At 55.6% G+C, this 12,060-nt stretch carries 11 protein-coding genes and 1 riboswitch; of the genes, 4 read left to right on the forward strand and 7 right to left on the reverse strand.

Features of this window, described 5'->3' with window-relative positions; genetic code table 11:
• Positions 1-200: 200 nt before the first annotated feature.
• Together TMES_RS03015 and TMES_RS23455 are read right to left on the reverse strand one after the other, a co-directional pair.
• The gene (locus TMES_RS03015) at positions 201-1,199 is read right to left on the reverse strand and encodes a tRNA dihydrouridine synthase (protein ID WP_085579248.1); all 999 of its coding nucleotides are present in this window, start codon (positions 1,197-1,199) and stop codon (positions 201-203) included.
• A gap of 172 nt (positions 1,200-1,371) precedes the next feature.
• Complete coding sequence (locus TMES_RS23455; RefSeq protein ID WP_425444036.1) at positions 1,372-1,593, reverse strand: VOC family protein; 222 nt, start codon at positions 1,591-1,593, stop codon at positions 1,372-1,374.
• Between the two features lie 130 nt (positions 1,594-1,723).
• Between TMES_RS23455 and TMES_RS22740 the strand changes: the two genes are divergently transcribed.
• Entirely contained in the window at positions 1,724-1,876 is a 153-nt protein-coding gene (locus tag TMES_RS22740; RefSeq protein WP_158091177.1) for a hypothetical protein, read from the forward strand.
• An 18-nt stretch (positions 1,877-1,894) separates the two neighbouring features.
• Here the strand turns inward: TMES_RS22740 and meaB are convergent, their stop codons facing one another.
• From meaB to TMES_RS03040, 4 genes are all read right to left on the reverse strand, one after another.
• A complete protein-coding gene (gene meaB, locus TMES_RS03025) occupies positions 1,895-2,980 on the reverse strand; it encodes a methylmalonyl Co-A mutase-associated GTPase MeaB (RefSeq protein ID WP_085579250.1) in 1,086 nt (361 codons plus the stop codon).
• Between the two features lie 114 nt (positions 2,981-3,094).
• On the reverse strand, positions 3,095-5,251 hold the full coding sequence (gene scpA, locus TMES_RS03030; RefSeq protein ID WP_085579252.1) for a methylmalonyl-CoA mutase: 2,157 nt from the start codon (positions 5,249-5,251) through the stop codon (positions 3,095-3,097).
• Positions 5,252-5,253: 2 nt separating this feature from the next.
• Positions 5,254-7,344: a methylmalonyl-CoA mutase family protein gene (locus TMES_RS03035; RefSeq protein WP_085579254.1), complete on the reverse strand. Its 2,091-nt coding sequence runs from the start codon at positions 7,342-7,344 to the stop codon at positions 5,254-5,256.
• Positions 7,345-7,433: 89 nt separating this feature from the next.
• Positions 7,434-7,606, reverse strand: a riboswitch (cobalamin riboswitch).
• A gap of 309 nt (positions 7,607-7,915) precedes the next feature.
• Positions 7,916-8,785: an NmrA family NAD(P)-binding protein gene (locus TMES_RS03040; RefSeq protein ID WP_085579256.1), complete on the reverse strand. Its 870-nt coding sequence runs from the start codon at positions 8,783-8,785 to the stop codon at positions 7,916-7,918.
• 106 nt (positions 8,786-8,891) lie between these two features.
• Between TMES_RS03040 and TMES_RS03045 the strand changes: the two genes are divergently transcribed.
• Together TMES_RS03045 and TMES_RS03050 are read left to right on the forward strand one after the other, a co-directional pair.
• Positions 8,892-9,806 carry a LysR family transcriptional regulator gene (locus TMES_RS03045; protein WP_085579258.1) on the forward strand — a complete coding sequence of 305 codons (915 nt, stop codon included), beginning with the start codon at positions 8,892-8,894 and terminating at the stop codon, positions 9,804-9,806.
• An 85-nt stretch (positions 9,807-9,891) separates the two neighbouring features.
• Positions 9,892-10,311, forward strand: coding sequence for a response regulator (locus tag TMES_RS03050; RefSeq protein ID WP_085579260.1), 420 nt, complete (start codon positions 9,892-9,894; stop codon positions 10,309-10,311).
• Between the two features lie 134 nt (positions 10,312-10,445).
• Here TMES_RS03050 and phhA read toward each other — a convergent pair whose 3' ends face one another.
• Positions 10,446-11,402 (reverse strand): phenylalanine 4-monooxygenase, encoded by a 957-nt coding sequence (phhA, locus tag TMES_RS03055; RefSeq protein WP_085579262.1) that lies wholly within the window; start codon positions 11,400-11,402, stop codon positions 10,446-10,448.
• Positions 11,403-11,567: 165 nt separating this feature from the next.
• Between phhA and TMES_RS03060 the strand changes: the two genes are divergently transcribed.
• The gene (locus TMES_RS03060) at positions 11,568-12,059 is read left to right on the forward strand and encodes an Lrp/AsnC family transcriptional regulator (RefSeq protein WP_085579264.1); all 492 of its coding nucleotides are present in this window, start codon (positions 11,568-11,570) and stop codon (positions 12,057-12,059) included.
• The last annotated feature ends 1 nt before the right edge of the window (position 12,060 follow it).

Raw genomic sequence — 12,060 nt, forward strand, 5'->3', positions numbered from 1 at the left:
CTGGCATTTGCGGGTTTTGTGATTTGGCGCGGGTGCGCGTGATGTGGTGGCTGGGCAGGGAATGGAGCTGCATCGCCGCCGGAATGGCGGGCCGCTTATTGCCATCGCATGTTGGGAGCTTGTCTTGCAGGTCGCGCTGCGTGCGCGATCAGCCGTGTGCCGGATCAACCCGCGTCACTGCGATATTCGTTAGGGCCGTTTTATTCAGCGGCAATGGGGTCTTCTGTGCGTTGGTATGCGGGGTTATCGCGATCTTGTTGCAATTTTTCCTGCAATTCGGAAACTGCGCGAATGCGTTTGATATCGTCAAAACATTGTGCTGCCGGGGCATGGCCCTTGCGCATCAGGGCAACCCATTGTTTGATCCGCCCGGCCTGATGGTTTTCGGTGGTGCCATCCTGTGCCAGAAGGTCGATATAGGTTAGCAAAAGCCCCAACACATCGGACCAGCTTTGTTTGACCGGCTCTTGCCCGGCTTCAAACGCCTTGATGCGCGCAGCAAGGTCGGGGCAGGCAATGGCACCGCGCCCCAGCATGAAAGATGTGCAGCCGGAAATATCGCGGCAACGTCTATAATCCTCAACCGTCCAGATTTCGCCATTCGCCGTCATGGGTATGGAAATGGCCTCGCGGATGCGGGCCAGATATTCCCAATGTGCGGGCGGCTTATAGCCTTCCATTTTGGTCCGTGCATGAACGGTTAAATGCTGTGCCCCGCCCTCTTCAACCGCACGGGCATTTTCCAGAAACAATTCCTTATCAGCATAGCCCAGACGGATTTTGGCGCTAACCGGAATATGGTCTGGCACGGCGGCACGCACCGCCTTGACGATGTGATAAAGGTTTTCCGGGCATTTTAGCAACGATGCCCCGGCTTCGCGCTTGTTCACGGTTTTCGACGGGCAGCCAAAATTGATATCAATGCCCGGCGCCCCCAGTTCTACCGCAAAGGCGGCATTTTCACCCAGCAGTTCCGGGTCATGCCCCATAAGCTGAACCAGAACCGGCAGGCCGCTGGCGGTTTTGCAGCCCTGATGCAGTTCCGGGCAATAACGATAAAAGACATGGGCCGGGAACAGGGTTTGTGACACCCGGATAAATTCGGTAACGCAGTGGTCAAAGCCGCCAACAGCACTTAGCAATTGCCGAACGCGCCAGTCCACAAGCCCTTCCATTGGTGCCAGCACCAATTGCGTCATCGTTTTGGGTGTCCTTATAACGGATTGCTGATTTCGATCAGGTTTTCATCCGGATCGTAAATATAAACCGATCGAAGGGGGCTAGTGGCACCTGTTCGCTCAATCGGGCCTTCAATAATTTTCTGTCCGTGCTTGTGCAGATGTTCAATTCCGGCGTCAAGCGGAGTTTGGGTTAAAAACACGAATCGGCGGAACCGGACAGGGGGTGTCGAACGTTATCATCAGGAATGGCGTTTGAAGGGTGGAGATTGCGCTTTTGAGCGCCGAAATGAAAGGCCACGCGGCCCTTGCCAAAGTCTTTGCGCGCCATGCATAAAGCGGTCTGATAGAATTCAACGCTGCTTTCAATGCTTTTAACGGTCAAAACCAGGTGATCAAGGCTGGTTATTTTCATTGCAAAACCTTATTTATCTGGTAGCCCCGAAAGGATAGAAAGGCACCTGCGCCCCGCTGTCATTAAGGTGCGCAGACAATTGGTTTGATTATTAAATACATCATAAACGACGATTTGGAGGATCCCAACGATGCTGTATATTGTGCAAAAGGCATTGGACGAGCTTGAAGCCATGCCGCGTGACAAGCGTGAAAGCTATTCCCATGTGGATCGCGAGATTTCCGAAGCGGTCGCAAAGCTGCAAATCCTTAAAGACAAACTGGCAGCTGACGAAAAGAAATAAGTCGGGATTATTTGGCGTTTAAAGGGCTGCGGTGTCGCGGCCCTTTTGTTTTTTGGCTTGCTTTTGCGCCATCATCGCCAAAAGTTCCTCGACCGCCTGTGTCGGGTTGATGGTGCCCGAAAGCACGTTTTGTTCCAGACCGGGCAGGGCAGCCCGTACATCATCTCGCCGGGTAAAGGTTTCCAGCAATCGGTCGCGCAGCATGGTCCACATCCAGTCATGTTGCTGGCGTGCGCGTTTGGCGGCAAATTCACCTTCGCTTTCCATAATCTGGCGGTGCTGTTTGATCAAATCCCACGCCTCATCCAGCCCGTCGCGGGTTAGCGATGACACCATCATCGATTGCGGACGCCAATGGCGGCTGGTGGGTTGTAAAATGCGCAATGCCGACGAATAGGCGCGTTTGGCTTCGCGGGCTTTGGCCGGGTCGGCGTCGCATTTGTTAACCGCAATCAGATCGGCAATTTCCAAAACACCCTTTTTAATGCCCTGCAATTCATCACCCGCCCCGGGCAGCATCAGGACTAGAAAAAAATCGGTCATTTGCGCGACCATGGTTTCGCTTTGCCCGGCACCCACGGTTTCCACCAGCACCACATCAAACCCGGCGGCTTCGCACAGCAAAATGGTTTCCCGCGTCATGCGGTTAACGCCGCCCAAATACCCGCTGCTTGGTGATGGCCTAATATAGGCATTGGGGTCAATCGACAGGTCGTTCATCCGGGTTTTATCGCCCAGAATAGACCCGCCAGAGCGCGTACTGGTCGGGTCGACCGCCAAAACCGCTACTTTGTGCCCCGATTTGGTCAGTTTGGTGCCGAAAACCTCGATAAAAGTCGATTTTCCAACGCCGGGCACCCCGGTAATGCCAATGCGGTGCGACCCGCCGGTATGGGGCATTAACTGTTCCAGCACCTGTTGCGCCTGAATAAAATGGTCGGGTTTGCGGCTTTCAACCAGTGTGATGGCACGCGATAAAATGGTGCGGTTGCCTGCCAGAACACCGTCAACAATTTCGGCTGTTTCCAGCACTCGACGTTGCACCCGCGGGCGGGGATTGGTGGTGGCGTTTTTGCCCGGTATGGTGCGCAGGGTTTCCTTCACCAGATATCCTTTGTCGTGCCGTCAGGTTTCAGACGATGCAATCATACCGTCAGTATTGCCATGCGGGCAAGATCGGTACAGGCGGATTTTGTTTACCTTAACCATCACCGGTTTTTACGCCGCGTTTGATGTTTCGCCTTCCAGCAGTTTTTCCAGCAATTCGCTGGCGGCTTCGGCAATGACGGTGCCCGGTGGGAAAATGGCTTCGGCCCCGGCGGCAAACAGTTTGTCAAAATCCTGCGGCGGAATAACCCCGCCTGCCACAATCATAATGTCGTCGCGACCCAGTTTATCCAGTTCCGTGCGCAGTTGCGGCACCAGCGTTAAATGCCCGGCGGCAAGTGAACTGGCCCCCACAATATGCACATCGTTTTCGGCGGCCTGGCGGGCGGCTTCTTCGGGGGTTTGAAACAGTGGGCCAATATCCACATCAAAACCCAAATCGGCAAAGGCGGTGGCAATCACCTTTTGGCCGCGATCGTGCCCGTCCTGGCCCATTTTGGCAATCAGGATGCGCGGGCGGCGGCCCTCGGCCTCGGCAAAGGCATCGACCAGGCGGCCCACTTTTTCAAGCGCAGCGTTATCGGCCCCGACTTCGGTTTTATACACCCCGGCGATGGAACGGATAACGGCCTGATGGCGGCCATAAACCTTTTCCAGCGCATCGGAAATTTCGCCAACTGTGCATTTGGCCCGCGCCGCCTGCACAGCAAGCTCAAGCAAATTCCCCGATTTGGCACTGGCGGCATTGGTAAGCGTATTAAGGGCGGCTTCAACCGTTTGGTCATCGCGTTCGGCGCGCAAACGGTCCAGCTTGGCGATTTGCTGGCGGCGAACCTCGGCATTATCCACCTGCAACACATCCACCGGGCGGTCATCGGTGACGCGGTATTTGTTCACCCCCACCAATGTCTGGCGGCCACTGTCAATCCGGGCCTGGGTGCGGGCGGCTGCTTCTTCGATCCGCATTTTGGGAATGCCGGCTTCAATCGCCTTGGCCATGCCGCCCTGTTCTTCGACCTCGGCAATATGGGCCCAGGCTTTTTCGGCCAGATCGCGGGTCAGGCGTTCGACATAATAACTGCCGCCCCATGGGTCGATCACGTTGGTGGTGCCGCTTTCCTGCTGCAAAAACAGTTGGGTATTCCGCGCAATGCGGGCAGAAAAATCGGTCGGCAGGGCCAGGGCTTCGTCCAGTGCATTGGTATGGAGCGACTGGGTATGGCCCTGTGTTGATGCCATGGCCTCCACACAGGTGCGGATCACGTTGTTAAACACATCCTGCGCGGTCAGCGACCAGCCCGATGTCTGGCTATGCGTGCGCAGCGACAGCGATTTGTTGCTTTGCGGGTCAAACTGTTTGATCAGCTTGGCCCAGATCATGCGCGCGGCGCGCATTTTGGCAATTTCCATAAAGAAATTCATGCCCGTGGCCCAGAAAAACGACAGGCGCGGGGCGAATTTATCAATATCCAGCCCGGCTTCCATCCCTGCACGGGCATATTCCACCCCGTCGGCCAGGGTATAGGCCAGTTCAAGGTCGGCGGTCGCCCCGGCTTCCTGCATGTGATAGCCGGAAATGGAAATTGAATTGAATTTCGGCATATTTTGCGAGGTAAAGGCAAAAATATCGGAAATGATCCGCATCGACGGTTTGGGCGGGTAAATATAGGTGTTGCGCACCATAAATTCTTTAAGGATGTCGTTCTGGATGGTGCCGGAAAGCTGGGCGTGTTTAACCCCTTGTTCCTCGGCGGCGGCGATATAAAGCGCCATCACCGGCAGAACTGCCCCGTTCATGGTCATGGAAACCGACATTTGATCCAGCGGAATGCCATCAAACAGGGTGCGCATGTCATAGATGCTGTCAATCGCCACACCGGCCATGCCGACATCGCCTGCCACCCGGGGATGGTCGCTGTCATAGCCGCGATGGGTGGCAAGGTCGAAGGCAATCGACAGGCCCTTTTGCCCGGCGGCAAGGTTGCGGCGGTAAAAGGCGTTTGATTCCTCGGCAGTGGAAAAACCGGCATATTGGCGCACGGTCCAGGGCCGTTGCACATACATGGTGGGGTAGGGGCCGCGCAAAAATGGCGGCATACCGGGCATGGTGTGCAAATGGTCCAGCCCGGCAATATCACTCACCCCGTAAACCGGTTTGACATCAATGCCTTCGGGGGTGGTCCAGGGCACGCTTGATGACGGGGCCTTGTCGGCAGCGGGTGTTGCATCAAACAATGGCAGATCGGAAAAATCAGGGATCCGGGTCATGGTTATTTCACTCCCAGATGGTCAAGGACGGCGGTGGTTATGGCAACCACATCCGATCCGACAAAAATAAAATCATTGATACCGGCAGCTTCAAACGCCGCCCGGTTATCGCCCGGGTGCCCGGCAAGGAATATCTTGCTTGCCCCCGCCGCGTTTAGCGATTTTGCCATTTCAGCGGCATGTTCGGCATATTGCGTATCTGATCCGCAAATAATGGCAATTTTTGCCCCGCTTTGGCGAAAGGCATTGGCCGCGTCGTGGCCGCTGCTAAAACCGTTATTGCCAATGGCATCAATACCACCTGCACCAAAAAAATTACGGGCAAACATGGCGCGTGCCGTATGGTCGGCAACCTTGCCTATGTTGCACAGGAAAATTTTCGGTGGCTGACCTGTTTCGTGCTGATGTGCCGATGCCCGGCGACGGTTGGCTTCAAACGCCTCGGACAAACGGTGCATCGGCAATGGGGCCATGCGCGTTGCCGATGCACCGTCGCCATAAAGGGCATTAAATAATTGTTTGATGCTTGCACCCTTTGCCGCTGCGGTAATCAGATCGTCAAAATCGGTGCCGATGGTGGTGTCTGGTGTGCCAGGGCGGTTTTGTACGGCGGCGCGCAAGGCCGCAATATCGGGCTGGTTGCAGGTGACGGCGGCCTCTACAAGATTGGGAAACTCGGAAACCCCGGTCAGCGGATCGCGCCGGGTGGCAAGGCGGCTGGCGCGGTTAGTCCATGACGTGGCAATTTCGTCGGCCAATGTGCCGTTTTCAATGGCCGCAATAATGCCACCGTCGCCCTCAATCGCCTGAAATTTTTGCCACGCATGTTGTGCCAGATCGCGGGTCAGGTTTTCAATAAACCATGCCCCGCCCGCCGGGTCGATGACGCGGTGAACGTTGCTTTCTTCTTGCAAAATCAGTTGCGTGTTGCGGGCAATGCGGCGTGAAAAACCATCGGGCAGGCCAATGGCGTGGTCATAGGGCAGGCAAACAACACTGTCCGCCCCACCCAGCCCGGCGGCAAAACTGGTAACGGTGGTGCGCAGCATATTTACCCATGGGTCCACCTTGCTAATGATTTGCGCGGCCGATATGGCATTGATGGTAATGACACAACCTTCAATGCCTGATGCCTGCAAAATGCGCCGCCACATCAGGCGCAGGGCACGTAATTTGGCAATACCGGCAAAAAAATCGGTGCCAATGGCGGTGGTAAAGGTGATGCTGGTGGCGGCCTTTGCGCCATCCATCCCGGCATCGACCATGGCGCGGAAATAGGCAAGGCCGGTTGCCAGCGAAATGGCAAGTTCCATGCTGTCGGTCGCCCCGGCATTATACCATGGCGTGCTGTTAACCGTGATCGCCGTGCCATGGGGGAATTTTGTGCTGATGGTTCTGGCAAAGCCGCCTGCCTGTTTTAGGGCCGTTGCCAGGTCGGTCGGGCAAAAACCCTCGGCCACATAAGTGCCCAGCGGATCAAGATTAAAGGCCGGTGTTGCATCGGAAACGTCGTCTTCGCGGGCCATGCGGGCGGCGAGTAAGGCCGCACAGGGAATGGTCGCGGCCCCGGCATCCAGTGCGATCGGTGCCAGATTGGTATAAACGCCGTTTAGCGTATGGTTGAGGTCATCGAGATTATAAATCATGACGCCGCCCAGCCCGGCATCATTACCATGCGGGCCATCTGGCCCGTGGCCAAATCGTGCGGCATGGTCAAGGCGCAACAAAACCGAGGTAACACCGCTTTCCAGGTCTTCGAGAATGGCATCATTGACGGTTTTGGGGGCGGGGTGGGCATGAAGCTGGCGAATGTCCCAGCCGGTGGCGGCAACAGTCGTATTAGTGTTTCCATCCGGGCCAGCATCGGCAGCAAGCTGGCTGTAGGTGGCGATCAGGGACGGGTGAATTTGGGCAATGTCCCCATCAAGATCGTCGGCTGTATAAATGGGCTGAACATCAAAACCGTCGCGCAGATGTGTGACCAGTTTTTTGTCAAACGGCGCGCCGTTTAAGGCGGCTTCGGCCAGTTTGCGCCATGCTGCATAATCGGCAGGCGGAAATTCAGATGCCAGTTTCAAGCTCTGATCGGTCATGGTTGCTCCCGGTCGCGGTCGATACGAAGCACCGCGCACAGGCGTGGCACCATTGGTCCCCGTCGCCCGGTACACCCCGCCCGGCCACAATCAGAGAGCGAAACAATCCCGGTAATCTGACTTGTCCCCAATGTCGCAGGTCATATTGGCAACCTTGACGTTACGGAACCAACAGTTGCGGGGGCAGTTTCGGATTTGGCAGGTGCCGCACCGAATTCCCGGAAAATGTTCCATGCCCCCTTGCGGGGACGGCCCTGTTTATAGCACCCCCGCTCAATTCAGTAAATAGGCATGGAAATACCTATTTATCCGTATGTCAAAAGCCGACGACGATGATGATTGGCGAAAAACAGTGCAAATTCAATTGGTAATGGCAATGGCGCATGTGTTTAACGGCGGTGCAACGGCAGTTTTTCTGTGCTGCACTGTCAGACTTTGGTGGTATGGCGAATAACAGGGCAATCCGGAACGGCGGGTGCTGTGCCAATTTATGACGCTGCGGCGGGCAATGTCGCCTTAAACCGGGACGGCACCCGGACCGTCGGAACGTGTTTTTAATTGCGGTGGGCTGTTACATGCCTACGCGCAGAATCAGGTCAGGCAAAATATCGGCAAAGCGGGTGTTGCCTTTGATACGGGTGTTTTCAGCGTTTTCAAATTCGATCCAGCCTTGGTTAAAACCGTCAAGCATTTGTGCGCGCGGTGTCGGGTTGGTCATGCCCTGCGCGCGAAAAATCTGTTCCCATTGATCACGCGGGACGATTTTGGCACGTACCGGCTTGCCCAAGCTACGCGCGAAGTCCGCTGCAATCTGGTTGGGGGTGATGCGGGCCGGACCCTCCAGCTCGACAATTTTGGCCGGTGTTTCGGGCTGGGTCAAAAGGGCGGCGGCAAGGGCTGCAATGTCGCGGGTGGCAACCATCGGCACGGGTTTGTCCAGCGGTTGCAAAAACGACGGGATCACGCCGGTATCGCGGGCCGGGGCAATATCCCACAGCGCGTTTTCCATAAACCATGCGGCGCGCAAAAATGTGACATCAAGGTCCAGTTTGCTTAGTGCCTGTTCCATCAAGCCCAGTTGGGCCAGCAAATTGGGCTGGCTGGCCTGCGCGCCGATGGTCGACAGGCAAATGATCCGTTCAGGTTTGCTGTCCGCCAATGCCTGGCACAGACTGGCGATGATCGCCTTGCTTTCGCGAAAATCGGGCGAGGGATCAAAATTGGGCGGTAACAATATAAATACCCCCTTGGCACCGCCAAGGGCGCGGGTCAGGGCGGGGGTGTCATTCATGTCGGCCAGGGCCATTTCACAGCCCAAATCGGCCCAGGTCTGGCCTTTGACCGCATCGCGAACAACGGCGCGCACCTTGTGGCCTTGCGATAAAAGCTGGCGGGCAAGGTTGCTGCCGACCTGCCCTGTAATTCCGGTAATGGCGTACATTTTTGTCTCCTGCACATAAAATCGGGTGGGGTGCGGGAATATGTCGCCCTTCGGTACATTTCGCGATAGCATGAGTATCATTTTATAAATGACGAAATGGCATTAAATGGCTTTTGATGAACGCATGTTAAACGGCATTGGCGTGTTATCGGCGATTGTCGATACCGGGTCATTTGTGCGCGCGGGCGACATGTTGAATATGTCGCAATCGGGCATTAGCCGGGCCGTGGCGCGGCTTGAAAGCCGGTTGGGCATTCGCCTTTTGGATCGAACCACCCGTTCGGTAACGCTAACCGATGAAGGCCGTTTGTTTTATGAACAGGTGATGCCGCTTCTGGCCGGGCTGGAGGACGCGGCGGCATCGGTATCGGGGGCAGCGCACAAGGTGCGGGGCCGGTTGCGGGTGAATATTGACCCGTATTTTTCCCGGTTGATTTTGGGCCCGCGTCTGGGCGAGTTTCTCGATGCCCATCCGGATTTGCATCTGGAGCTGATCACGCGCGACAGTTTGGGTGATCTGGTTGGCGACGGGATTGATCTGGCGGTGCGTTTCGGTGAACTTCAGCCATCGGCCCTGATTGCGCGCAAACTGTTTGATACGCGAATTTTAACCGTGGCCGCCCCGTCCTATCTGGCGCGATACGGCACGCCCGTTCACCCGTCGCAACTGGCAACAGACGGCCATGTGTGTATCGAATTTCGCGATTCGGCAACCGGCCGTGCCTTTGACTGGGAATTTCACCGCGATGGCGAAATCCTGACGGTGCCTACCGGCGGGCGGTTGCTGCTCAATGATGCCGGAACGCTTTATAGCACCTGCATTGCGGGCTATGGCATTGCCCAGGTGATGGAAATTGGCAGCCGCCATTTCATGGCCGACAATGCGTTAACCGAATTGTTCCCCGAGTGGGACGAAGAAACATTTCCCGCCTATGCCTATCATCCGTCGCGCCATCATCCACCGGCAAAAACCCGCGCATTTCTGGCGTTTGTCGCATCATTGCGGGAGGAAGCCGTTTAAATGCGGCAAAATTTCGACATTTAACCAATTCGACATTTTCAGCCTCTATGTTCGGGCTGTCCTGAAATTCGGAGAGAAGCCATTCATGAACGCGCTAAGCGCCGCGCCACTTTATCCCAGCCTGTCTGGTTTGGTGGCCTTTGCCGACGACAGCCCCAGTGCCAAAGCCGCCCTTGAAACGGTTCTGCGGCGTGCGGGTTATGCTGTTGCAGGGTTTGATTGCGCCGATGATTTGATCGATTCACTAGATGGCATGGCACCGCGCGCCATTATTCTGGATCTGGAAATGCCCGGCATGAGCGGCTTTGAAGCTTTTTGTGAAATTCGTCGCCGGTTTCCCAGTTCAAACGATGTCCCGGTTCTGTTTTTCTCCGCCCATTACGACGCCGATACACGCGCCCAGGCCGAAGCCCTTGGGGCGGCTGATTTTATCAGCAAGGATTCCAGCCCGATGGTTGTTATCGCGCAATTAAACCGTGTTCTGGAAAACGTTCTTAGCCATTAATTCATCGATATTTGCCACTCATCCGCATTAAACCGCGATTGCCGCGCCGTGCGGCGACGGGGGCTGGCGGCAAAATAAAACCCGCCGGTCGCATCGCAACCGGCGGGCAAGCTCCCTTGTCCCGGCACCCGGTGTTAACCAGCGCCATCGAAGGCGTATCCTTCGTTACCGAAGTGATACACGCGGTCTGATTCCAGAACGCCTGTTGAAGGTATAACGGGCAGGCTGGCAAGACGCGCATAGAGATTTTCAAAATCCTGTAACGTCGCCTCGAACAGCTGTTGATAGCTTTCAAGGACGAAGTAGGTTTTTTGAAAATCGTCGATCTTGTAGTCTGTTCGCATCACGCGTTCCAGTGCAAATCCTATCCGATTTGGCCGTGGGTCGCTAAGGCAATATAAAGTCTCGCTTTTTGACGATAACATTCCTGCGCCATAGGCCCGTAAACCGTCTGTAGTTTTGATCAGACCAAATTCCACCATGTACCAGTACAGCCGCGCGAGCTGCTTTAACGATCCGTGTTTGATGGCTTCCTCGCCCTTGGCACCATAGGCCGCCAGATAATCGGCAAAGACCGGGTCAAACAGCATCGGCACATGGCCGAAAAAATCGTGGAAAATATCGGGTTCAACCAGATAATCAATTTCCTCGGGTTTGCGCAGCCATACCGTGACGGGAAAACGCCGATTGGCCAGATGGTTAAAAAACGCATCATCGGGTACAAGGCCGGGCACGGCCACCAGCCGCCAGCCAGTGGCGGCAAAAAGCTGTTCGCTGATTTTATCAAATTGCGGAATGCCGCCTGCGGCATCCATGCGCGCCAGATTGGCAATAAAATCCTCTGCCGCCAAGCCGGGCAGGATCGCACTTTGGCGCTGATACAGCTCGCGCCACAGGGCATGTTCGGCGGGGCTGTATTTTTCCCAATCCTGATCGACGGTGTAATCATCACGGGTGTGGCCGTAATCGCCGCGCAAATTGGGCGCCGGGGCTTGTGGCGTATCCTGGCGATCAGGTTGGGCAACCCGACGCGATTGCGGGTCGGTGAATGCTGTTGTTGGTGATGGGTTTGGGGCCTGAAACGTATTCATGACGTCCTCACTGACGGATATGTGCCCGGCATTCTTTTGGCCGGTTTTGGTATCTGTGAAGCCTCTATTTTACATCAAAAATACCGTCATTTCCGGGCGATGTAGGTGCGTTAAGGCGTCATATATGGCATTATATGACCGTTAATATCGATCAGGAGGTAAAAAATGACCGGGATTGACGTGTCGCCAGCAGATGTAAAAATTCTGAATGCCCTGCAAAAGGATGCCAGTATCAGCAATGTTGCGCTGGCGGAAATTGTTGGCATGTCGCCATCGCCGTGCCTACGCCGGGTCAAGCAGCTTGAAGCATCGGGCATGATCCGCAAAACCGTGGCTTTGCTGGATCGTAAAAAGGCCGGGTTGGGGGTGTTGGCAACCGTGCAGGTGCGTTTGCAACGCCACACCGAAGCCGGGGCCGAGGATTTTGGTCGGGCGATGAATGACCTGCCTGAAATATTGTCTTGCTGGGCAATGACCGGGCGGCAGGATTTTTTATTAATGGCGCTGGCCCATGACATTGAAAGTTTTGGCGATTTCATCACCCATAAACTGCTGTCGATGCCCAATGTGCGCGATGTGCAGTCCAGTCTGGTGCTGAAAGAATATAAAAACGAAACCGCTATTCCTGTGGTGCCGGGCCTGCCCGCACGCCTATAGA

It is taken from the genome of Thalassospira mesophila (assembly GCF_002115755.1).
GTDB lineage: Bacteria > Pseudomonadota > Alphaproteobacteria > Rhodospirillales > Thalassospiraceae > Thalassospira > Thalassospira mesophila.

Excerpts from the sequence above, each read along its gene's own strand:
- TMES_RS03040 (WP_085579256.1), bottom strand. The coding sequence starts at position 8,785 with ATGTACGCCATTACCGGAATTACAGGGCAGGTCGGCAGCAACCTTGCC.
- TMES_RS03050 (WP_085579260.1), top strand. The coding sequence starts at position 9,892 with ATGAACGCGCTAAGCGCCGCGCCACTTTATCCCAGCCTGTCTGGTTTG.
- TMES_RS03060 (WP_085579264.1), top strand. The coding sequence starts at position 11,568 with ATGACCGGGATTGACGTGTCGCCAGCAGATGTAAAAATTCTGAATGCC.
- TMES_RS23455 (WP_425444036.1), bottom strand. The coding sequence starts at position 1,593 with ATGAAAATAACCAGCCTTGATCACCTGGTTTTGACCGTTAAAAGCATT.
- TMES_RS03015 (WP_085579248.1), bottom strand. The coding sequence starts at position 1,199 with ATGACGCAATTGGTGCTGGCACCAATGGAAGGGCTTGTGGACTGGCGC.
- TMES_RS03045 (WP_085579258.1), top strand. The coding sequence starts at position 8,892 with ATGGCTTTTGATGAACGCATGTTAAACGGCATTGGCGTGTTATCGGCG.
- TMES_RS22740 (WP_158091177.1), top strand. The coding sequence starts at position 1,724 with ATGCTGTATATTGTGCAAAAGGCATTGGACGAGCTTGAAGCCATGCCG.
- scpA (WP_085579252.1), bottom strand. The coding sequence starts at position 5,251 with ATGACCCGGATCCCTGATTTTTCCGATCTGCCATTGTTTGATGCAACA.
- TMES_RS03035 (WP_085579254.1), bottom strand. The coding sequence starts at position 7,344 with ATGACCGATCAGAGCTTGAAACTGGCATCTGAATTTCCGCCTGCCGAT.
- phhA (WP_085579262.1), bottom strand. The coding sequence starts at position 11,402 with ATGAATACGTTTCAGGCCCCAAACCCATCACCAACAACAGCATTCACC.